The 21,397-nt window shown below is 39.2% G+C and carries 18 protein-coding genes; 11 read left to right on the top strand and 7 right to left on the bottom strand.

The genetic code is table 11. The annotated features are described in order from the left end of the window. The first annotated feature begins 54 nt into the window (after positions 1–54). The 10 genes from ACQ96U_RS21790 (at position 55) to ACQ96U_RS21835 (ending at position 7,984) form a co-directional block, all read left to right on the top strand. The gene (locus ACQ96U_RS21790; RefSeq protein WP_431723387.1) at positions 55–1,302 is read left to right on the top strand and encodes a phage tail protein; all 1,248 of its coding nucleotides are present in this window, start codon (positions 55–57) and stop codon (positions 1,300–1,302) included. A gap of 9 nt (positions 1,303–1,311) precedes the next feature. Next, positions 1,312–1,860 (top strand): hypothetical protein, encoded by a 549-nt coding sequence (locus ACQ96U_RS21795; RefSeq protein WP_431723388.1) that lies wholly within the window; start codon positions 1,312–1,314, stop codon positions 1,858–1,860. An 84-nt stretch (positions 1,861–1,944) separates the two neighbouring features. Further along, complete coding sequence (locus ACQ96U_RS21800; protein ID WP_431723389.1) at positions 1,945–3,105, top strand: phage tail sheath C-terminal domain-containing protein; 1,161 nt, start codon at positions 1,945–1,947, stop codon at positions 3,103–3,105. Next, on the top strand, positions 3,105–3,629 hold the full coding sequence (locus ACQ96U_RS21805; RefSeq protein WP_431723390.1) for a phage major tail tube protein: 525 nt from the start codon (positions 3,105–3,107) through the stop codon (positions 3,627–3,629). The genes ACQ96U_RS21800 and ACQ96U_RS21805 overlap by 1 nt, the downstream gene beginning before the upstream one ends. Positions 3,630–3,797: 168 nt before the next feature. After that, a complete protein-coding gene (locus ACQ96U_RS21810; RefSeq protein WP_431723391.1) occupies positions 3,798–4,046 on the top strand; it encodes a phage tail assembly protein in 249 nt (82 codons plus the stop codon). A 32-nt stretch (positions 4,047–4,078) separates the two neighbouring features. Further along, positions 4,079–4,195: a GpE family phage tail protein gene (locus ACQ96U_RS21815; protein ID WP_431723392.1), complete on the top strand. Its 117-nt coding sequence runs from the start codon at positions 4,079–4,081 to the stop codon at positions 4,193–4,195. Then, a complete protein-coding gene (locus ACQ96U_RS21820) occupies positions 4,188–6,248 on the top strand; it encodes a hypothetical protein (protein WP_431723393.1) in 2,061 nt (686 codons plus the stop codon). The genes ACQ96U_RS21815 and ACQ96U_RS21820 overlap by 8 nt, the downstream gene beginning before the upstream one ends. After that, positions 6,235–6,753 carry a phage tail protein gene (locus ACQ96U_RS21825; protein WP_431723394.1) on the top strand — a complete coding sequence of 173 codons (519 nt, stop codon included), beginning with the start codon at positions 6,235–6,237 and terminating at the stop codon, positions 6,751–6,753. Before ACQ96U_RS21820 ends, ACQ96U_RS21825 begins: the two co-directional genes overlap by 14 nt. Further along, positions 6,750–6,986 (top strand): tail protein X, encoded by a 237-nt coding sequence (locus tag ACQ96U_RS21830; protein ID WP_431723395.1) that lies wholly within the window; start codon positions 6,750–6,752, stop codon positions 6,984–6,986. Before ACQ96U_RS21825 ends, ACQ96U_RS21830 begins: the two co-directional genes overlap by 4 nt. After that, on the top strand, positions 6,977–7,984 hold the full coding sequence (locus tag ACQ96U_RS21835) for a phage late control D family protein (RefSeq protein WP_431723396.1): 1,008 nt from the start codon (positions 6,977–6,979) through the stop codon (positions 7,982–7,984). The genes ACQ96U_RS21830 and ACQ96U_RS21835 overlap by 10 nt, the downstream gene beginning before the upstream one ends. 69 nt (positions 7,985–8,053) lie before the next feature. Here the strand turns inward: ACQ96U_RS21835 and ACQ96U_RS21840 are convergent, their stop codons facing one another. The 5 genes from ACQ96U_RS21840 to trxA form a co-directional block, all read right to left on the bottom strand. Continuing rightward, the gene (locus tag ACQ96U_RS21840; RefSeq protein ID WP_431723397.1) at positions 8,054–10,138 is read right to left on the bottom strand and encodes a glycosyl hydrolase family 8; all 2,085 of its coding nucleotides are present in this window, start codon (positions 10,136–10,138) and stop codon (positions 8,054–8,056) included. A 534-nt stretch (positions 10,139–10,672) separates the two neighbouring features. After that, positions 10,673–11,407 (bottom strand): NAD(P)H-flavin reductase, encoded by a 735-nt coding sequence (locus ACQ96U_RS21845; RefSeq protein WP_431723398.1) that lies wholly within the window; start codon positions 11,405–11,407, stop codon positions 10,673–10,675. A 175-nt stretch (positions 11,408–11,582) separates the two neighbouring features. Continuing rightward, positions 11,583–13,049, bottom strand: coding sequence for a 4-hydroxy-3-polyprenylbenzoate decarboxylase (gene ubiD, locus ACQ96U_RS21850; protein ID WP_431723399.1), 1,467 nt, complete (start codon positions 13,047–13,049; stop codon positions 11,583–11,585). A gap of 248 nt (positions 13,050–13,297) precedes the next feature. Then, positions 13,298–14,557: a transcription termination factor Rho gene (gene rho / locus ACQ96U_RS21855; protein ID WP_431723400.1), complete on the bottom strand. Its 1,260-nt coding sequence runs from the start codon at positions 14,555–14,557 to the stop codon at positions 13,298–13,300. A gap of 664 nt (positions 14,558–15,221) precedes the next feature. Further along, positions 15,222–15,548, bottom strand: a complete 327-nt coding sequence (gene trxA / locus ACQ96U_RS21860) for a thioredoxin TrxA (protein WP_027707567.1) — start codon at positions 15,546–15,548, stop codon at positions 15,222–15,224. A gap of 217 nt (positions 15,549–15,765) precedes the next feature. On the opposite strand from trxA, the gene ppx reads away from it, so the two are divergent. Further along, the gene (gene ppx / locus ACQ96U_RS21865) at positions 15,766–17,286 is read left to right on the top strand and encodes an exopolyphosphatase (protein ID WP_431723401.1); all 1,521 of its coding nucleotides are present in this window, start codon (positions 15,766–15,768) and stop codon (positions 17,284–17,286) included. A 186-nt stretch (positions 17,287–17,472) separates the two neighbouring features. On the opposite strand, the gene ppk1 is transcribed toward ppx, so the two are convergent. Both ppk1 and hemB read right to left on the bottom strand, forming a co-directional pair. After that, the gene (gene ppk1, locus ACQ96U_RS21870) at positions 17,473–19,602 is read right to left on the bottom strand and encodes a polyphosphate kinase 1 (RefSeq protein ID WP_431723402.1); all 2,130 of its coding nucleotides are present in this window, start codon (positions 19,600–19,602) and stop codon (positions 17,473–17,475) included. A gap of 443 nt (positions 19,603–20,045) precedes the next feature. Further along, a complete protein-coding gene (gene hemB, locus ACQ96U_RS21875; RefSeq protein WP_431723403.1) occupies positions 20,046–21,059 on the bottom strand; it encodes a porphobilinogen synthase in 1,014 nt (337 codons plus the stop codon). Positions 21,060–21,397: the final 338 nt, after the last annotated feature.

Raw genomic sequence — 21,397 nt, forward strand, 5'->3', positions numbered from 1 at the left:
GTTTTGGTTTGGAACTTCATATTTGAATGATAATAATCTATTTGACGGAATTATATGAGTAATAAATATTACAGTATTTTGACTAAAATAGGTCAGGCGCAACTAGCTAATACAGTAGCGCTTGGCAATAAACTAAAATTAAAAACAATAAAGGTCGGTGATGGAGGCAATGATAATGGTGAAGAAACATTCCCAAAAGAGATTGATACAGAACTAGTTCGTGAGTGTTGGAGTGGCACAATCAATGATTTATATATAAACCCTGAAAATAAAAATTGGTTGGTTATTGAGGCTGTTATACCTGACGAAGTAGGTGGTTTTTATATCACTGAATTTGGTATATATGATGATCAGGATAACTTAGTTGCAATTGGAAAATATCCAAAAACATATAAGCCAAATATAACAGAAGGCAGTGGAAGCAGTTTATTTTTACGGGTTATGTTGCAAGTATCAAATGCCAGTTCAGTTGAATTGAGTGTAGACCCTGCAATTATGTTGGCATCAAAAAAATATGTAGAAGATGTTTTTTCAAAAAGAACAGATAATTTAGATAGTAATAGTAGTGATATTCTCGCTACTGCAAAAGCTGTTTATAAACTAAATAATAAGTTATCTACAGCCCAGTTTTTACCCTATGATCCCAAAAGGACATACCGAACGGGTGAAATATGTACTGTTGAAGTGAATGATCAAGTAATCCCCATGCAAATGTATGCAGGGCCTAATTTAACCTGTAAAGGAAAAGATCCTTCAAACATCACTAATAGGCATGATGGTTGGAGTGATAATAAAAAACCATTTTGGTGGATACCATATGGTGGAAGGGTGGGAATGCCATTCTATTGGTTGAGTGAAACGCCTCCTGAAGAAGCTGTATTGGAAATGAATGTAAATTTACCTGTAGAAGTCTACTGGCGATTAGCGAAAACATATCCTCATTTAGTTAAAAATAAAAATATAAATACGGGTGATATAAGGGGTGAGTTTATTCGTGTATGGGATAATGGACGAGGAATTGATATAGGAAGAAATATTTTAAGTGTTCAACATGATCAAATAAAATGGCATCATCATGATTTTGTTGATGATAATGGAATTTTATATTATGCACTTAATGATGGAAATAATAGAAACAAAAGAGGTAGTGATGCAGTTGGCACTGAAGGTCCGGATGAACCAAATAGTGATTGTGGAATAAATCATACAAGAAAAAATAACCCAAATGAAAATAGTGAAAATAATAAATGGAAAGAAACAAGGCCTCGTAACATAGCTCGTGCAATGGCGATTTATATATAAGGATGATAAATGAAAAAAGCTAAATATTGGACATTTAATGAACAAACTGGTGAAGTTAACGCTGACGTCTATTTTGCAAGCATGCGCGGTGGTATAGCTCATATTCCTGTCAATGCGTTGAAGATTGAACCATTGCTTACTAAAACAGGTTTTGCGGTTGTCGTTTTGGATGACTTGACGGGTTATAAATATATTGAGGATCATCGTGGTAAAACTGTTTTCAGCAAAGAAAATTGTTTAGAGTCAAAGTTGATTACTGAGTTAGGTCCAATTGACTCGTTATGGACTGAGAAAAAACCAAAAACAGATTTTGATGAGTGGGTATTGAATCAGTGGGTAACAAATAATAAAAAGAAGTATGAATTTGACTACCAGCAAGCTGAGTATCAACGTAGGTTGAGATATACGAAGCGTGTTAGACCCCTTTTGGAAGAGGCTCAAATTAAAGAGTACTTAGGACAAAAAAGTGATGCTGATGCTCTGTTAGAAAGAGCTGCTAAAGAACGTATGAAAGTTCAACAAGAGGTTCCCCTACCTTCAAGACTTGAAGATGAATAAAAATAAAATAGTGAAATATTTCACCTAATAATAAGAAATCAAATTACATAAAATAATTATCACAAAATAAATAAAGGAACGAAAATGTCTGAAAATTTTTTACATGGTATTGAAATTGTAGAAGATAATAGTGGGCCACGTCCCATCCGTACCGTAAGAAGCTCTGTTATCGGGGTAGTAGGAACAGCACCTGAAGCAGATAATAGTAAATTCCCCTATCATACGCCGGTTTTGATTGCTGGTAATATTAAAGAAGCGGCTGAGCTGGGTAAGACAGGTACTTTACCTGATGCGATTAAAGGAGTTTTTGATCAAGCAGGCTCGATGGTAGTGGTAATTCGAGTACCTGAACAAACGGAAGCAGATGCTCAAAAAGCTGAATTTTTGAAAGATATGTCCGATGATGGCGCACACTACCAAGGTATTATGGCGTTACTCAGTGCAGAGTCTACTTTGGGAGTCACACCTCGTATTTTGGTCGCACCCAAATTTAGCCAACAGTTTGAAGTTGCAGATAAGTTAAAAATTGTTGCAGAACGGCTGCGGGCTGTTGTGATCGTTGATGGACCAAACAGTAATGATGCAGATGCGATTAAGTACGCAGAACAGGTTTCATCTGAACGTGTGTATATGGTTGATCCTTTTGTACAGGTATTTAATGCCGATACTAAAAATTATCAAGATCAACCTATGAGCCCTCGTGTTGCTGGCATCATTTCTCGTACAGATAATGATCTGGGTTTTTGGTGGTCACCTTCTAATCAGCCTGTTAATGGTATTAGTAATTTGGTTCGTGCTGTTGACTTTACATTAGGTGATAAAAACTGTCGTGCAAACTTATTGAATGAAAAACATGTTACCACGGTTATTCGTAAAGATGGATTTCGTTTATGGGGTAATCATACCACCAGTGGAGATGAAAAATGGCGTTTTCTATCTGTTCGTCGCACGGCGGATATGATTAATGAGAGCTTGTTACGTGCACATATGTGGGCGGTTGACCAAAATATAACGACGCTTTATCTCGAACATGTGTCTGAAGGGGTCAATAATTATTTGCGTGACTTGCAGGCAAAAGGAGCGATTATTGGAGGACGTTGTTATGCAGATCCAGAGCTTAACTCGCCTGCTAATATTCAACAAGGAAAAGTGTATTTTAATATAGAGTTTACACCACCTTATCCCGCTGAACATATTACTTTTACATCTCATTTAACAAATGAATACTTGGAGGAGCTTGTCTAATGGCATTAAGTGATAAATTTAGCATGCCTAAAGTGCTGAAAAATATGAACCTGTATATTGCTGGTAAAGGCTATGCAGGACGTGTTTCGGAAATAACACTACCTAAACTCACTATTAAAACTGAGGAATACAGTGCAGGTGGTTTGGATACTCCTTTAAGTATCGATATGGGCATGGAAAAGCTTGAATGTAGTTTTACTGTGCATGAATGTAATAAGAATATTTTTGACTGGTTTGAATTAAACTACTCGAAAAAAGAAAATATTATTATTCGTGGTGCAATGGAGCAGGGTGGTAAAGTTCATGCAGTTGAACTTGTCCTTGCTGGAGGATTTAAAGAATTGGATATGGGGGCATGGAAAGCAGGTGATAAAGGTGCAATGAAAATTCAGGTTGCATTATCTTATTATAAACTCACTATGGATAAAGATATTCTTGCAGAAATTGATGTGATTAATATGAAGCGAGTCATTAATGGCGTAGATAAACTACAAGGTATTCGCAAAGCGATTGGTGTGGTTTGATAACGAAATATTAGGTTTTGCAAAATATTAATTAGCGTTTTTACTGTTTAATAACTGTTAACCAAATATAAGGAGAGCTTACGCTAGGCTCAGTCTACAACTTTGTCTTTTGTTTTGTTCTCCTGTTATAGATTAAATATCATAATTACTAGTTAAAGAGAAAAAATAATGAAAACAAAAATTACTCTAAATTATCCTGTAACAACAGAAGGTGTTGAAGTTGATACAATCTACCTACGTCGTCCAAGAGCTAAAGACTTAAAAAAAATGGAAGACTCTAAAGGTGGTGACATTACTAAGTCTATTGAGTTAATCGCTGATTTAGCTGAACTTGCGCCTTCTGCAATTGAAGACTTGGATGCCGGCGATTTTCAAAAAGTAAATGAAGTGGTTGCCGGTTTTTTAGGTCAACGATAATTCCAGAAGATATTTATAGTGTATTAGCTGATTTGGCGGTGGTCTTTCATTGGCCCCCGTCTGAGCTTTGGGAGCTGGAATTATCGGAATTATTTATATGGCATAAGAGAGCAAAGGAAAGAGCAATGCAAGGCGAGTTTTATGACTAATGCAGTTTCACTTTCACTAAATACTATTTTTGATAATACGATTGCTGCAGTCAGTAAACAGACTGAACTTGCAACAAACGAGTTATCTCAATCACTGACTAAAAATCTACAATCCATGACTGACAGTGTGGCAGCAACTAAGCTTCCTGTTATCAGTCAATCAATAGCCAACACATTAAAGTTAGAGCAAAGTCTTGTCGAAAACTCATTGCAAAGTATATGGCAAGCTTCTGGTGGCATCGAAAACCTGTTAACGAATACAGCGGGAGCTTTATTTGGTGTAAAGGATGCCTTTGGTAACGCTATTCAAAATGATATAGCGCCAGCATTAGTTAATAATGGTGTTGAGTCGCTGGGAAATTTGATTAGTGAAAAAATGAATATTGATAAAACACTGGTTGAATCATCGCTATCAAATATTGTTGCATCAACGGGTGGTCTTACTAATATTTTAAATGATTTTGAAGGCGCTTTTGCAAGTGTTACAAGTACAGCACTTAATGAATTCAGCAATGTTATTTCACCTGCCTTACTTGATAATGCACAAGATAATTTGTCCAGCATGATTGCAGAAAAGTTTAATGTTAAAAGCGATCTTGTTCATCAGTTTGTTGGGGATATTCGAGGCGCTATTGGTAATCCATTGAATTTAACTGAAAATCTGCCTGCTATTGACGAAAACCTAAAAGCTGTATTGCAAGGTAATGCTGCCAGTGACTTAGCAAAAGACTTTGCTGGTCAATATATTGGTGGTGCCAGTGAAGCAATTTTGAGTGCATTTAAGGTGAAGAGTGAAGTCATTGAGAATGTTGCTACACGCCTGACAACAGCGTTTACCAGTGTTGATAATTTAATTACTGACTTTCCACAAGCATTGGATAATGTCGGTAATGCAGTTGTTGAATTAGGACAACAACATCTTGCAGAACTTAGTGAGTCCTTAGTTAATAATACAACAGCGTTAATATCGCGTAGAGCTAATCTGGTACTGAATACATTTGAAACTAAAGGTTTTTCAGCAGGTGTCAAATCACTGACCAGGCAATTTAAGTTATTAGGACGTCTTGGCTTCCTTCAAGCAAGGCTAGCATTATTAACTTTTACATCAGGCATTCGCTTAGCCACAACTCAGTTTTGGGCATTTAATGCTTCAATGTTAGCAAACCCAATGGTTGCTCTTATTGCGGGTATTGTCGCAGCGGTTGCCGTTATAGGTGCGATTATCTATAAATACTGGGGTCCTATTAAAGCATTTATGTCCGGTTTATTTGACGGATTATTAAATGCCATTGCGCCAGTTAGACAGGCACTTGCACCATTATTTAGTGCTCTTGAACCAATGTTTAGTGCAATTGGTGTTGCAATAGACTGGCTTGTCAGCGCTTTTAGTAATTTATTTACACCGGTTCAAGCCACTGCTTCTGAGTTGGCTGAGCTTGGTTCTCTAGGATCGACAGTCGGTAATGTATTAGGTGCGGTATTTAGTTTTTTATTATCTCCAATAACGCTTGTGGCAGAAGGCATTAGTTGGCTAACAGATAAGCTATTAGGGATGGCTGATTTGGTCAGTGGCGTTTTTGGTGACATTATTGGCTTTTTTAGTGACGATGAAGATGAAAATAAAACATCAGGGGATAAAACTAAAAATATAAAAGGTATTAAAGGATCCGCTTTGGTTAGTCAGACTGTCTCTGCACAGGCATCTGCAAACATGCCTCATTGGCAAGTTAATCATAAACCATTTGATTCAAGCCATGTTATCGATTTGAACCAATATCGAGCAGCTAAAGTTCAGACTGCTTTTCAATCTGATGTTGTTAAGGGCAATAATAGTGGTTTTGGTGTGGGTAATGGGGCTTTAACAAAACATAATATTAGCCCGATTAAGACACATACAGCACAACAAAATGTTGCAGTGAATGCACCCATTACTATAAATGCTACAGCCAATCAAAACCCTCAAGAAATTGCCATGTTGGTTAGAAAAGAGCTGACACAACGTGAACAACAAGCACAGCTAAAAACACGAGGAGCACTTTATGACATCGGCTAATGGCCAACAAAGTATGATAATGATGACGTTATCATTACCGGGAACACAAGAGGGGTATTTTCACTTTTCAATATCAACAGCTGCTTATGAAGACTTAACTATTTCGGATAATTATCGATGGGCAACACAGGATAGAATCAGTTATTTACCAGCAACTCAGTATCTAGGGCCTGGGTTATCCACGATTGCATTAAAAGGTGTCATTTTTACTGAACTCAATAAAGATAGTTACTTTTTGTTGGATAGATTAAGAAATCTGGCAAGTAAAGGTAAACCCTTTGTTTTAACTTCAGGGACTGGCAAGTTACATGGCTTGTATTTAGTCGAGTCTTTAACGGATCAACAGAGTGTATTTTTTTCTGATGGATTACCTAGAAAAATTAGCTTTACAATAAATTTAAAACAGTTTGGAGGGGAAGTATGTCAACAATCAACAGTTCAGGTTCAGAAAAAAAGAGAGCAATTAGCTCAGCCAAAAAGTGGAAAAAGCAACAAATCATCTTGACAGAACAGGCGAAAAAACAAGGGAAAGTTATCTACTGGACGCAAGTGGATGACACGGTAGATCGTATTGCCTGGAAGGTCTGTGGGCAAACAGAAGGCGTCACTGAGTTGATATTTGAAGAAAATTATGGTTTGGTTGACCTTGGTGTATTTCTACCCGAAAATATACCTGTCATTATTCCTAATATATCAAATGTTGAGAACACTTCAGGTCAGGTTATATTATGGCAATAAAACCCATTTATATGCTATTGGCTGATGAACAAAATATAACAGATATAATCAATAATAGACTACTTGATTTAACGATTACAGATAATGCCGGGTGGGAATCTGATACACTGGAATTACTGTTGGATGATACTGATCATGCTATTGTATTACCTGATACAGGCGCACAATTAAAAGTATTTTTAGGTTATAGTTCCACAGAAATGGTTTTTATGGGCACATTTGTTGTTGATGAAATCGAGTTAGCCAGTGTTCCCAGTACAATGAAAATTACAGCAAAAGCCGCTAATATGTCTTCATCACTTAAATCACCTAAGACCACTACATGGGAAGGAAAAAACAGTAGTCGTAAGCAGCGATCTGTGATGTTGAAGACTATTTTTGAAAAAATTGCACTGGAAAGTCAACTTACCATTGATATAGACGATAAGTATAAAAATAAATCGTTTTCTATTTTAAATCAACGGAATGAGAGTGACATTAATTTTCTAACACGTTTAGCGGATAGTGTTGGTGGTGTGCTAAAAATAACCAATGATACAATCAGCTTAAAGCCACAAGTAACGGAGCAAGGGCATATTAACTTACAGCCTCAGGAGGTAAGTCAATGGCGTGTTAATATTACGCAGCGCACATCATACGATGCTGTTGAAACCAGTTACTATGATAAGAAGTCAGCTAAAAAAGTAAAAGTAACGGCTTCAAAAAAGACCAGTAATAAAAGTAATAGTAAAAATATTATCAAGCAGACAAAAACAGATGCCGTTTCTGCCGAAGCGGCAAAAGCATTTGCAAAAGCAGAGTTAGAACGCTCTGCAATGGGTGAAATGCAGCTTACTTTGTCTTTACCCGGAAGAATGTCTATTTGTGCAGAACGTCAGCTCAAGCTGTCTGACTTTCGTATCGGGGTTAACGGAACATGGCAAATTGATACGGTTAAACATCAATTGAATAATAGTGGCTACGTGACTGAAGTTACTGCGTCATCTGTACCTGGCTAGTTTTTTATTGGAGTCGTTTTTTAAAGATATTTGCCGCAAGTAGTGCGGCAAATACTTTTTTCTTTCATATTATTTAGCGGAAGGGATATATTTTCCTTTGTGGATAGAAAAATTGTCAAAACGTGAGTAAACAGTTTTACTGGGTGCCCAGCTTTGATCACTGCCACCAAAAAAGGTATTAAATAGCAACTGATTTATTTCGCTATTTGAGGATTGACTGCCTCTTAACATAATTGGGCTATTTTCAATAAGTTTTTTACCATTGATATACACCTCAATTTTACCTTGCTGGTTATTGTTATTTTCTCCAACGTTGACATAAAGAGAAATGCTATACCATTTACCTGGGGTAAATTGAAATGATTCAGCCATGGTTGATTCACCACAGCGTTGTTGACGATCTTGCGGGTAATAGTAGCTTCTTAATTGCCCTTCTCTTGCCCACATCAAACGTGCACTCCAGCCTTCAGTATGACCTGTCTTACAGCCTGTGACATGTTGTACGGGACCTAAACCAGGAAGCTTTCCACCTTTAACAAATTCGAAGCCAGGTTCAAACAGAACGTCGTAATTTAGTGTGTATGCTTTAGCAGGTGGGAGACTATAGCGACTAGTAATCCGAGGTGATCCTTGTTCATTGGGGTGATAGCTGATACGTAAACATTTTCCATGGTTATTGCCACAGTCGCTTTTAATATTGACTTCTTCAGATAGTTTAAGATTGAGTGGTTTCGATGAGACGTTTTCAAAATCTTCAGTAAATACAGGTTGCTCTGGTTGTTGTTGGTTTGCTTCTGTTGGTGTCCACCAGTTACCAGAAATAAATAACATCGCCAGTAAATTGATTGTATCGCTGTAGTAACTGTCCTTTGTTTTACGCATTATGTCCCAGCCTTTGTTAACAAAAGACTGATATTGAGTATCTCCCATTGCTGCCGCTGCTGCAATCATTGGCGCTGTAAAAGCCATGGAACTGTAACCTACCAAGGGCGTACCATCCAGGGTGTAACCAGCCATAATACTGGATGGATTTGAGTCTGTCGCATTGGTTATCCACTGGATAATTGGTTTCAATAACGCTCGGGATGCATCTTGGTTATGATGTACTGCATCAACCGCAATACGTAATGGAAAGCGGCAAGCATTCCATGAAAAGTCATCATCCGTTTCACCTTCCAGAAAATCAGGTGGTGCTGGTTTTGCTGACTCGCCCACTATAAAGTCGGGCATGAGTCCCGTTGATTGAGAGTGGTTCTGTTGTATTTGTGTTGAAACTTTAAAAATAGTATCGACGGCTTGATTCCAGGCATCATCTTTTGTTGCTTGATAAAAAGCTCTTAAATGGCCAATCATCCAGTCTGATGAGCGGGTAGACCACTGATTGGTATCCCAGTCCCCGAGCATAAGTCGTTTGGATTGTGAGTTGAGGTTACTTTTCAGGATGCCTTGTTGAATGATGCGCTTTGCTTCTTTCAGGTAGTTAACTTTTCCGGTAGATCCCCACTGTTTATCAGCCAGTAGCAACGCATAAGCGATATCAAGATCACCATCAGTTGCTGAGTTGGAGTCTTTATTGGGTGATTCTGACTCATCAATAACCCAAGACATAAGATGTGAATTACCTTTACTACGATGCTTATCGTACATGTTATACATGCCATCAAATTTATCTTGAGTTGAGTTTGTAGCATCAGCCATCAAGACTAAAATTAACATGCCATAACCGTGTGCTTCAGAAGTGGTTATTTCATTACCATCACCTCCTGTGCCCTTCATAGCTACGTAATAACCACCACCAGGTGTATTGCCATTTGATGCTTTAATATAGCTTTTTTGCCACTGTTCAAAGTAGCTTTTAACCTGTTGGTTAAGTACATCTTGTTGGTGCTGACTGGGCTTGGTTAACTTTTGAAAATTGTGCTGTTGTGGATAAGGATGTTTAACTTGGTCTGGCTTGGGGTCTACAGGTGGCTCCCAATCATCAACAATAATAACGGCATCATCTGGACCTACATCACTTGGTGCATAGTGTGTTACATCTGATTGGGCTATTTCACTGGAAAATACTGTGAGAGGCATCAAGCTGACGGTGGAGGCAACGACTACACTCAGTAGGGTGTGGCTAGGAAACTTGTTTTTTTTGATGTCATTCATACATTTACCTGTTGTTGCCAAAGGAAGCGAGTCTGGTAACTTCACTTAATAAATTTTTTATATATACCTTTCGCTATAGGTATATTTAGCCCCCATATAAGGGATACATAGGTTTTGAGTTTGTAATGAAGGTTATCCTAAAATACCTAAGGTATAAGAACGTTGCGTGAAACCTAATCAGGCGAGCAGATTGGTTCACAGACTGAAGGAAATAGTTAATAATAAAATATGCTTCACAGTGAAAATGATAATGAAATATGATTAAAAAAATAGATGAGTGTTAATATTTTTATGAGAAAATAGGTAAGGGACGTTGTTTTTTTTAGATATTTTTGGATTGTTTTTCGTGAAATACTTTTGTATTTTGCGATTTGTTTATAGGGTTTTTAGCGCTAGAGAAAGGTGGATAAAAAATTAAATTGCTGAATCATTTCTTTAAATCGTTAATGATAGCGTGGTTTAAAAAATATTTTGAAAGGGGTATAAAAGGAAAGGATTTCAGCCTAGTGGTGAAATCCTGAATATACAATCGAGTTATTTTTGTCTGGGTGCATAATCAAACACATCTGCTGCGATATGATCAGCAGCTATACCTTCACTTATAAGCCCATCAAATGTAGCATAAACCATGGTGGGTGAGCCGCTAATATAAAAGAAAGCATCTTTTATATTTACTAAGTCTTCATGAACTGCTTCAATTAATAAACCTGATCGGTACACTTCATCTTCAATGGCTGAGTCGCTCACAACTGGATGGAAAATTATTTTATTTTCTTTGGCCCATTGTTGAGGGAGTGCTTGTAAATAAAACTGTTCTGATAATCTTGCTCCCCAGTATAAGTGCAATGGATAGGCATGTTGTTGGACAAAACAGTGTTCTAACATGCTTTTCATTTGCGCAAAACCTGTGCCTGCTGCAATAAAGACCAAAGGTTTTTTAGGTATTGTTGCTAAGTGGCAGTTGCCCAAAGGTAAAGTAATGGTTAGCGTTTTTTGTTGTTGAATATAGTCAATTACCTGTTTTGAAAGCTCACTTTCAGGTAAATATTGAATATGAAGCTCAAGCTGATAATCACTGTTTTGGTATTGTTCTGGTGCACTGGCAATAGATAAAGGACATTGTTGCTGATTAGGTAATTGAACTATTAAATACTGACCAGCATAAAAGGTAGGTAATGGCTCAGTTGTTTGTTGAAGACGAACGCGAAAAATAGTGTTAGGGAGGCGATCGATACTGTAGATGTTCACTTCTAAGGTTTTTGTAGTCACTGCTGGCGCTCCACAATTATAATTTCACAAGCGGTTATCCCTTTCGCAACTAATTTTTATGGTTTGTTGTCAGCAATTTGTTCCTAGTCGTTTATTCATTTTAGCTTCTGAGGCATTATCGTTTGATTGCTGACCCTAAAAATTCTGCGCTACGGGTCTTATTGACAGTTTTTTATTACATTATGTTTAGCTGATCCCATAGTTCATCAATACGTTGTTTAACTGATTCAGTCATCACAATGGGTTTTCCCCATTCTCGGTTTGTTTCACCAGGCCATTTGTTGGTGGCATCCATCCCTACTTTAGAACCTAAACCAGAAATTGGCGATGCAAAGTCAAGGTAATCGATGGGGGTATGATCAACAAATGTCATATCTCGCTGAGGGTCCATCCGGGTTGTCATTGCCCATATAACATCTTGCCAGTTTCGAGCATCAATATCATCATCAGTAACAATGACAAATTTGGTATACATAAATTGTCGTAGGAATGACCAGACACCTAACATAATTCTTTTGGCATGACCTGGATATTGTTTTTTGATGGTCACAACTGCTAGACGATATGAACAGCCTTCAGGCGGTAAATAAAAGTCAACAATTTCTGGAAACTGTTTTTGTAATATAGGTACAAAAACTTCGTTAAGTGCAACGCCTAAAATTGCGGGCTCATCTGGGGGCCTGCCGGTATAGGTGCTATGGTAAATGGGATTTGTACGGTGGGTTATACACTCTACGGTAAAAACAGGAAAGTTATCAACTTCATTATAGTAGCCTGTATGGTCACCATAGGGGCCTTCAGGGGCAAACTCATCTGGGTAAATAAAACCTTCTAGCACAATTTCTGCGCTAGCGGGAACTTGTAAGTCAGAGGTATGGCATTTTACAAGCTCAGTTTTACTGCCTCGAAGTAAGCCAGCAAATGCATATTCACTCAAAGTATCAGGAACTGGAGTGACTGCCCCTAAAATGGTTGCTGGGTCAGCACCAAGGGCAATTGCAACTGGAAAAGGTTTTCCTGGGTTAACACTTTGCCACTCTTGGTAATCAATAGCACCGCCTCGATGTGATAACCAGCGCATAATGAGTTTATTACGCCCTAGCAGCTGCATTCGATAAATGCCTAAATTATAGCGAGGCTTATGTGGACCTTGGGTAATCACCAGGGGCCAGGTTACTAAAGGGGCAACATCGCCTGGCCAGCATGTTTGAATAGGTAATGAGGTGAGATCAACATCAGATGCTTTAAAAATTTCCTGTTGGCAAGGTGCATTTCGAACCTGCTTTGGACTCATATTCATGACTTGCTTGAAGATGGGTAATTTTTCCCAAGCATCTTTCATTCCCTTGGGAGGTTCAGGCTCCTTCAAGTAAGCCAACAGTTGACCTATTTCTCGTAAATGGGAAACAGACTCTGCTCCCATTCCATAAGCAACCCGTTCAGGTGTGCCAAACAGATTCGCTAATAAAGGGATTGAAGACCCCTTTGGTGATTCAAACAAAAGGGCAGGGCCCTGTCGTCGTAAAGTCCGATCAGCAATTTCGGTGATTTCTAAATAGGGATCAATAGGGGTCTTAATACGCTTGAGTTCACCCTTTTTTTCCAACTGTTTGATAAAGTCGCGTAAATCTTTGTATTTCATCGGAGTCCAAAATGCCTCATTCAGACCAGCATTATAGCTAGCCATGAATTATGACAAAAGGGACGGTTTGTAAGGGAATTATTTATGTGTACCCAATACGCTAAATTGAGCGCAACTTATTGGGTTAATAATGACCACTAGCCAAACAATAAAGCACCAGTGATTTTATATTTTTAGCCCATAACCACCTACTGAAGCAGCAGATGGTTATGATTGATTGGAGGTTCAATACACATACTGAAGAGTATTTATTTCCTCTTCATGGATTGGAAGAACTCTTCGTTTGTTCTTGTGTCTTTCATTCGGTCAGCGAGGAATTCAATGGCAGCAATTTCATCCATTGGGTGAAGTATTTTCCGTAGAATCCACATACGCTGTAACTCTTCTTCCGTGGTGAGTAAGTCTTCTCGACGAGTACCTGAGCGAGTAATGTTAATCGCAGGGAACACACGTTTTTCTGCAATACGTCGGTCAAGATGCAGTTCCATATTACCCGTACCTTTAAATTCCTCGTAAATAACTTCGTCCATTTTAGAACCAGTATCTACCAAGGCTGTAGCGATAATAGTTAAACTGCCGCCTTCTTCAATATTCCGTGCTGCACCAAAGAACCGCTTTGGTCTTTCTAGTGCATGAGCATCAACACCACCGGTGAGTACTTTTCCTGATGAGGGAATCACAGTGTTGTAAGCTCGAGCCAAACGAGTGATGGAGTCTAAAAGAATGACAACATCCTTTTTATGTTCCACGAGTCGTTTTGCTTTTTCGATAACCATTTCTGCCACTTGAACGTGACGAGAAGGAGGTTCATCGAAGGTGCTTGCTACCACTTCGCCTCGTACAGAACGAGCCATTTCTGTGACTTCCTCTGGACGTTCGTCAATGAGAAGTACAATAAGGTGGCATTCTGGGTTATTACGTGAAATGTTGGACGCAATATTTTGTAGCATTAATGTTTTACCCGCTTTTGGCGGAGAAACAATTAAGCCACGTTGCCCTTTCCCGAAAGGGGCGACTAAGTCAATAATACGCGCTGTTAAATCTTCAGTGGAGCCATTACCAGCTTCCATTAACAGGCGTTCTTGGGGAAATAAAGGCGTTAAATTTTCAAATAATATTTTATTTTTTGCATTTTCAGGCTTGCCAAAGTTAATTTCATTAACTTTTAGCAGTGCAAAATAGCGTTCACCATCTTTAGGGGGGCGTATCTTGCCTGCAATCGTATCGCCTGTACGTAGATTGAAGCGGCGAATTTGGCTAGGAGATACATAAATATCATCAGGGCCTGCCAAGTAAGAACTGTCCGCAGAGCGCAGAAAGCCAAAGCCATCCTGTAATATTTCAAGTACACCATCGCCATAAATATCTTCACCACTGCGGGCATGACGCTTCAGTATTGAAAAAATTACATCCTGTTTCCGGGATCTGGCTAAGTTGTCTAGTCCCATTTGGCTTGCAATTTCCAGCAATTCTGGGACGGGTTTTTGCTTTAATTCGGTAAGATTCATAGCGGGTTATATGAAATAACAATGAAAGGTATACTAAGTTGCTGTAGTGATAGCAGAAACCAAGGTATGTGTTTGGTAATTACTAATTCGGTAAGTATTGTTTGAATCGAGTATTCTATATTTCGTTTGTACAATTATTTTGTACAGTTCGTTTTTCGATCGCACTATTGCTTGTAAATTAGTTTTTGTAAAGTAATTTATGTTTTTGAAGTTCTATCTTTTCAGTATTTCTTTGTTTTACAACAAAATATCAGCTTCTGCAGTTAACTAACGTAACTAAATTACAGCACAACTTAATTACAGATTACAGTATAACAATAGATAGCGTATTACGAGAAAATCTCAATTACAAGTAACACATGAGGTTGGTATTTCTTGTTTAGAGACTGTTTACTTCGATACAGCTGACTTATCAATACCTTAAAGGGTAGTCCTACAAGGAACCAACAGCTGAATTACTGTAATAAGAATAGCTTCCTGCACTCAATTAGGCTAGTTTGCATAATCTATCACTGATAATAGATTCAGTCTACTACTAAGTCCAGAAAAAAATAGGAATATGCAATAAACGTTGTATGAGTCACTATTAATAGCTGTTTGTATGGGGCTTTTTGGGATACAGTGCAGGCTATGCTGCACTGATTTGACAAGAAACATCACACCATTAGATGTTGCTATCAAGAAAAGCAGTTAGCTGAGATTTAGATAAAGCCCCTACTTTTGTTGCTTCAACATTACCATTTTTGAAAAGCATCAACGTAGGTATACCGCGTACGCCGTACTTAGGTGGTGTTTTTTCGTTCTTGTCAATATCCATCTTACAAATAGTCAGCTTACCTGCATACTCTTCCGCAATAGCATCTAATACAGGAGCAATCATTTTACAGGGACCGCACCACTCAGCCCAATAGTCAACCAGTACAGGTCCTTCAGCGTTGAGGACATCCTGGTCAAATGAGTCGTCAGTTACATGCTTGATATGTTCGCTCATGTCGCAGTTTCTCCAAGATATATTCCAAAAAGAAAATGGGGCCTATGATAGCACTCTGTTCCTTAAGCAAACAATTCGCTAAGATGACCCATTAAATTGCAGTAATATGATACTGACTTGTTGTTATTTGTTATTAATTTGTCGTACTTGTTATTGACTTGGTGAATTTTAGACACTCACCCAGATAATAACAAAAATTAGCCAATTTGGACTGCTGATGACCGATAGCATATCCCGCTCCGAACATAATGACCAGTCCCTGATCGCAGCAATTGATCTAGGTTCAAACAGTTTTCACATGATTGTTGCGAGGCAGGAAGGTGATGAAATAAGGCCCATTGAGCGTTTGGGTGAAAAAGTTCAGTTAGCAGCAGGGTTGGATGATCATGGCGTACTTAGTTCAGATGCTATAGATCGAGGCTTAGCATGTTTAAGCCGGTTTGCACAATATGTCAGAGGATTACCTGCGCACAGAATACGAGTAGTTGGTACCAATGCACTCCGCATGGCGACGAATGCTGAAGAATTTCTCTCGGCTGCGGAGAAAGTGTTGGGCCATGCTGTTGATGTTATTGCGGGCCGGGAAGAAGCACGGTTAATTTTTCAAGGCGTTGCTCATACTGTGGCGGGCCAAGATGAAGCACGCTTAGTGGTCGACATTGGTGGAGGAAGTACAGAGTTTGCTATAGGGCAAGGATTTAATACGACACTCTTAGAAAGTCTTCACATGGGATGTGTGGTATACACTAAACGTTTTTTTCCTCAAGGTGTCATTAGCGCCCAAAATTTCCAGGCTGCATATTATGCGGCTCGATTGGAGCTACTTAATATAATAGAAGACTGTCAGCAAACAGACTGGTCCGTAGCAATCGGCTCATCAGGAACGGTAAAGTCGATTGCCTTTGTTTTGCAAGGGTTAGGCATGACTGGCTCAGGTATTACATTAGAAGGGCTAGAACATCTTCGGCGACAGGTAATCGCTGTAGGCTGTGTAGATAAACTCAACTTACCAGGACTTAAGCCTGATCGTGTTGGGATTTTCCCGGCAGGACTGGCCATCTTGATGGCTGTGTTTGAAGCATTTCAAATCCCCAGGATGGCATACTCCGATGGTGCCTTAAGAGAAGGGCTTTTGTATGACATGTTGGGACGCTTTCATCATGTGGATGTACGTAATCGCACAGTCCAGGCGTTAATGCGGCGTTATCATGTGGATACCAAGCATGCCAAGCGTGTGAGTAAGCATGCGATTAAATGCTTTGACCAAGTAGATAACGTGTGGCTCTTAGAACAGGAAGATAGACAACTGCTTGGCTGGGCCGCCCAGTTACATGAAATTGGCCTGGATATTTCCCATGCGCAATTTCATAAGCATGGTGCTTATATACTAAAGCATGCTGACCTGTTGGGTTTTTCGCGAGATGACCAGCTACGTTTAGCAATGTTAGTTCGCTGTCATCGGCGAGCACTGCCTGAAGACGCGTTTGTTGATTTTGTACCGGGTGTAGCAGCTCGTATGTTTAAGCTTGTTATTTTGTTAAGGATTGCCATTTTACTCAACCATGTTCGGGATGATGAGCTATTGCCAGAGTATCATTTGGAAACCACAACTTCTGGCACGGGATTAAGCTTAACTTTGGGAGCAGGGTGGTTGTCTGAGCATCCTTTAACGCAGGCGGATTTTGAGCAAGAACAGCTGTATCTTGCAAAAGCGGGTTTTAGCTTTTCTGTTGCATAGACAGATTAATTGCAACTTTCAAAAAGATTTTAAAAAGAGTGGCGCTGTCTTCGAAAACAGAAGTCTTATCACTTTAGATTTTTTTCTAATAATGTTTAGTTCAACGTGCACGTCTGAAAAATAGTTCATTTGACGTGCACTTTAGGTAGAGGGTTTAAGGTATTAGCGGCTCAAGATGATTGAGCGCTAACGTGCTAACTTCTCTAATAATATTAGCTGAGCATTTCTTTCAGTTTCACCTTCAGGTGGATGATTTTGGATATAGCCGCCATCCGTTTGAAGTTCCCAGCTCATACAATTATCACTTAAGTAGATGTCCAGTTCTTTTTTAATACGTAAGGCTAGTTTGGGATTCTCAACTGGGAAGGCTGTTTCTACCCTGCGATCTAAATTACGTTCCATGCAGTCAGCACTGGAACAAAATACCCGAGGGTTGTTGTCATTACAAAAGTAATAGACGCGGGTGTGTTCAAGAAAACGGCCCACAATAGAACGAACACGAATATTTTCAGATAGCCCTTTAATGCCTGGACGCAAGCAGCAGGTACCACGCACAATTAAATCTATTTCCACGCCTGCCTGGGCTGCACGATAAAGTGCTTTAATAACTTTTGCTTCCGTCATGGAATTGACTTTAATGATAATTTTGGCGGGCTTACCCTCTTTTGCATTATGAGCTTCATTATAAATCAATTCGAGTATGGTTTTTTTAAGGGTAAAAGGCGCATGCAGTAGTTTTTTAACTTGCACTGCTTTACCCATACCTGTGAGCTGCTGGAATAGTTGATGTACATCTTCAGTTAGTACTTTGTTACAGGTCAGAAAACTGTAGTCTGTATAAATTCGCGCATTGACAGCATGATAGTTACCTGTCCCCAAATGCACATAACGCTGCATTGTTTTACCTTCACGGCGAATAATCAATGCCATTTTGGCATGGGTTTTATAGCCAACTACACCATAGACAATGACTGCACCTGCTTCTTGAAGCCGACTGGCTAACTGGAGGTTATCTTCTTCATCAAACCGCGCACGAATTTCTATGACCGCAACCACTTCTTTACCATTTCTGGCAGCATCAACCATGGCACTGACAATTTCTGAGTTGGCTCCTGTACGATATAACGTTTGTTTTATCGCTAATACACTAGGGTCTTTTGCCGCTTGGCGTAAAACATCGACAACGGGGGTGAAGGACTCAAAGGGGTGTAATAGTAATATGTCATTTTTTTTGATAGCACCCAGTAAGTCTTCATTTTTAACCAGGGCTTTTGGAAAGCCTGGACTAAAAGGTTCATACTGTAAGCTTGAGTGATCTTCACTATTACAAACACTCATTAGACGTCCTAAGTTGACGGGTCCATCAACCTGGTAAAGCTCCTGTTCTGTCAGGTTAAATTGTTTCAATAGAAAATTGATTAAAGGTTGTGGACAATTAGCGACAACCTCTAACCGGACCGCATCACCATAGCGTCTGGACCATAGTTCCCCTTGCAGTGCTCTTGCGAGGTCTTCGACTTCTTCAGAGTCAAGTGTGAGGTCACTATTACGTGTTAAACGGAATTGATAGCAGCCTTTTACCGTCATGCCAGGGAAAAGGTCTTCAACATGACTATGAATCATTGAAGATAGAAAGACATAACATTCTTTGCCATTACTCAGATCTTCAGGCAATTTGATGAGCCTTGGCAGTGATCGCGGGGCAGGAATAATTGCCATGCCTGTTTCACGACCAAAGGCATCTTTACCTTCTAAAGAAACGATAAAGTTCAGTATTTTGTTCGCTAACCGAGGGAATGGGTGTGCGGGGTCCAGTCCGATGGGACTTATAACAGGTAAAATTTGTTGGTAGAAGTAATCTTTTATCCATTCCGCTTGCTTAGGCGTGAATTGAGTTCTTCTCAAAAAACAGATGTTTTGTTCTTCTAACTTAGGCAGTAATACATCATTTAAAATTTGGTATTGTTTATTAACTAACTCATGGGTTTTTTGGGCAATTTCAGTTAATACTTGTTGGGGTTGTTTTCCATCTAGCCCTGATTTTTCTCGAGCGAAATTGATTTGCTGTTTTAAGCCGGCAACACGAATTTCGAAAAATTCGTCCATATTACTGCCAAAAATCAGCAGAAATCTTAATCGCTCAAGTAGAGGGTAAGATTCATTTAAGGACTGCTCTAGCACCCGAGCATTAAATTCGAGATGGCTAAGCTCTCTGTTAATATAATAGTCGGGGTTTGATAAGTCCGTGATTTTGCTCGGCTCTTCAACTGTTTCGTTGGCAGCCTCTTGAATTTCTTGACTGGCAGACAAGTTCATAATACTCCTTGCTAAGCAGTACGGACCAGATAGTGAATGGCCTGATTAATATTCATTATAGCGTCTGTAAACTTGTGTCGTTACGTGATACAACAACCCCAATGTCAAAGCATCCCTACGTAAAACATTATTTATTGGTGGTTGTCATGTAAGTGTTTGATGATGCTTACTATACCCTTAGCGCGAAGGACTTGATAGCAGGTTATTAAGTATATGCTGTTTATCCGTTGTACTTATGGGCACCTCTAAAAATGCACTTTTTCAGTGAAAGCTGTGTTAGCGCTGTACTCGGATCCTCATGTATTTCTTATACACTGCGGTCCTCCGTGCAGTGCTTCCTTGCTCTCACAAAAAAATTACTATTTTTAGAGGTGCCCTTATAATAGTGCTTCATAAAGGTTGGCTTAGGGTATAGCTAAATAAAAAAGATAAATGGGGTTTGCTTAGGCTGAATGAATGAGTTCGGCGGCTTCTTTGGCAAAGTAGGTGAAAATAGCATCTGCACCTGCTCGTTTCATTGCAATCAGACTTTCTAGCATGACACCATTATTATCCAACCAGCCATTAGCCACAGCAGCTTTATGCATGGCGTACTCCCCGCTCACCTGATAGACAAAAACGGGTACTTGAAGTTCCTTTTTAACCCGATGAACAATATCCAAATAAGGCATACCAGGCTTGACCATCACAACATCTGCACCTTCTTGTAAGTCAAGTGCGACCTCTTGAAGGGCTTCATCGCTATTTGCAGGGTCCATTTGATAGGTGAATTTATTACCTTTACCTAATGTTGTATTGGAGCCAACCGCATCCCGAAAAGGACCATAGTAGGCTGATGCATATTTTGCAGAGTAAGCCATTATGCGTGTATTAATAAAACCTTCAGCTTCCAGGGCTTGTCGTATAATTCCAATACGTCCATCCATCATATCAGAAGGTGCAACCATATCCGCACCTGCTCTAGCTTGTGCTAGTGCTTGTTTTACCAATACGTCTACAGTAATGTCATTTAATACATAACCAGACTCATCAATAATACCGTCTTGCCCATGTGTTGTATAAGGATCAAGAGCTACATCAGTTATGATGCCTAACTCAGGGAATGCATTTTTGACAGTATTTATTGCTCGTTGCATCAACCCATCAGGATCATAGGCTGCTTTTGCATCGGCTGATTTTACCGCAGCATCAGGTGCAGGAAATAGGGCAATAGCAGGAATTCCCAATTCAACAAGTGTTTTGCATTCGATGACGAGTTGATCAATGCTTAGACGTTCGATGTCTGGCATAGAGGGGATAGGCTCACGTTGTTGCGAACCTTCGGTAACAAAAATAGGATACACCAAATCATTTGTGGATAAGCTATGCTCACGCATTAAACGGCGGGAAAAAGAATCGTAGCGCATTCTGCGCATGCGTGTCACAGGAAACTGGCGAACAACAAACTGCTTGGACATATGCAAGCTCTCCCTTTCACGGTGTATAAAACGAGCGGCCTAGTATATACCTATTTTACTATGGACCACAGTGGCAGGTTTTCGTTAGACAATTTACTCGGTGAGTTGCATAAAAAATACGCATGAATTAGGTACGGAAAATGTGTCAATAAATCATTCGGTATAACCGGTGTGTTTGATCAAAACTTCATTTTTTATCTCTGATATTTTGCCTAAATATAACTCAATAATCGTATATTTTCCGTCAAAATGGTAAAGGTTTTAAATGGGCTACTATAGAGCGCCAGTTTATTTGAGTTGTCTTTAAAATTAAATAAAAGTGTCACTTTTTGTGTGCC

Source organism: Zooshikella sp. RANM57, from assembly GCF_050749885.1.
GTDB lineage: Bacteria > Pseudomonadota > Gammaproteobacteria > Pseudomonadales > Zooshikellaceae > Zooshikella.

What these genes read in the sequence shown, in the direction of transcription:
- ACQ96U_RS21820 (WP_431723393.1), top strand. Translation starts at nt 4,188, where the DNA reads ATGACTAATGCAGTTTCACTTTCACTAAATACTATTTTTGATAATACG.
- ACQ96U_RS21795 (WP_431723388.1), top strand. Translation starts at nt 1,312, where the DNA reads ATGAAAAAAGCTAAATATTGGACATTTAATGAACAAACTGGTGAAGTT.
- ACQ96U_RS21790 (WP_431723387.1), top strand. Translation starts at nt 55, where the DNA reads ATGAGTAATAAATATTACAGTATTTTGACTAAAATAGGTCAGGCGCAA.
- ACQ96U_RS21840 (WP_431723397.1), bottom strand. Translation starts at nt 10,138, where the DNA reads ATGAATGACATCAAAAAAAACAAGTTTCCTAGCCACACCCTACTGAGT.
- ACQ96U_RS21800 (WP_431723389.1), top strand. Translation starts at nt 1,945, where the DNA reads ATGTCTGAAAATTTTTTACATGGTATTGAAATTGTAGAAGATAATAGT.
- ACQ96U_RS21810 (WP_431723391.1), top strand. Translation starts at nt 3,798, where the DNA reads ATGAAAACAAAAATTACTCTAAATTATCCTGTAACAACAGAAGGTGTT.
- ACQ96U_RS21825 (WP_431723394.1), top strand. Translation starts at nt 6,235, where the DNA reads ATGACATCGGCTAATGGCCAACAAAGTATGATAATGATGACGTTATCA.
- ppk1 (WP_431723402.1), bottom strand. Translation starts at nt 19,602, where the DNA reads ATGAACTTGTCTGCCAGTCAAGAAATTCAAGAGGCTGCCAACGAAACA.
- hemB (WP_431723403.1), bottom strand. Translation starts at nt 21,059, where the DNA reads ATGTCCAAGCAGTTTGTTGTTCGCCAGTTTCCTGTGACACGCATGCGC.
- ubiD (WP_431723399.1), bottom strand. Translation starts at nt 13,049, where the DNA reads ATGAAATACAAAGATTTACGCGACTTTATCAAACAGTTGGAAAAAAAG.
- ACQ96U_RS21835 (WP_431723396.1), top strand. Translation starts at nt 6,977, where the DNA reads ATGGCAATAAAACCCATTTATATGCTATTGGCTGATGAACAAAATATA.
- ACQ96U_RS21805 (WP_431723390.1), top strand. Translation starts at nt 3,105, where the DNA reads ATGGCATTAAGTGATAAATTTAGCATGCCTAAAGTGCTGAAAAATATG.
- trxA (WP_027707567.1), bottom strand. Translation starts at nt 15,548, where the DNA reads ATGAGCGAACATATCAAGCATGTAACTGACGACTCATTTGACCAGGAT.
- rho (WP_431723400.1), bottom strand. Translation starts at nt 14,557, where the DNA reads ATGAATCTTACCGAATTAAAGCAAAAACCCGTCCCAGAATTGCTGGAA.
- ppx (WP_431723401.1), top strand. Translation starts at nt 15,766, where the DNA reads ATGACCGATAGCATATCCCGCTCCGAACATAATGACCAGTCCCTGATC.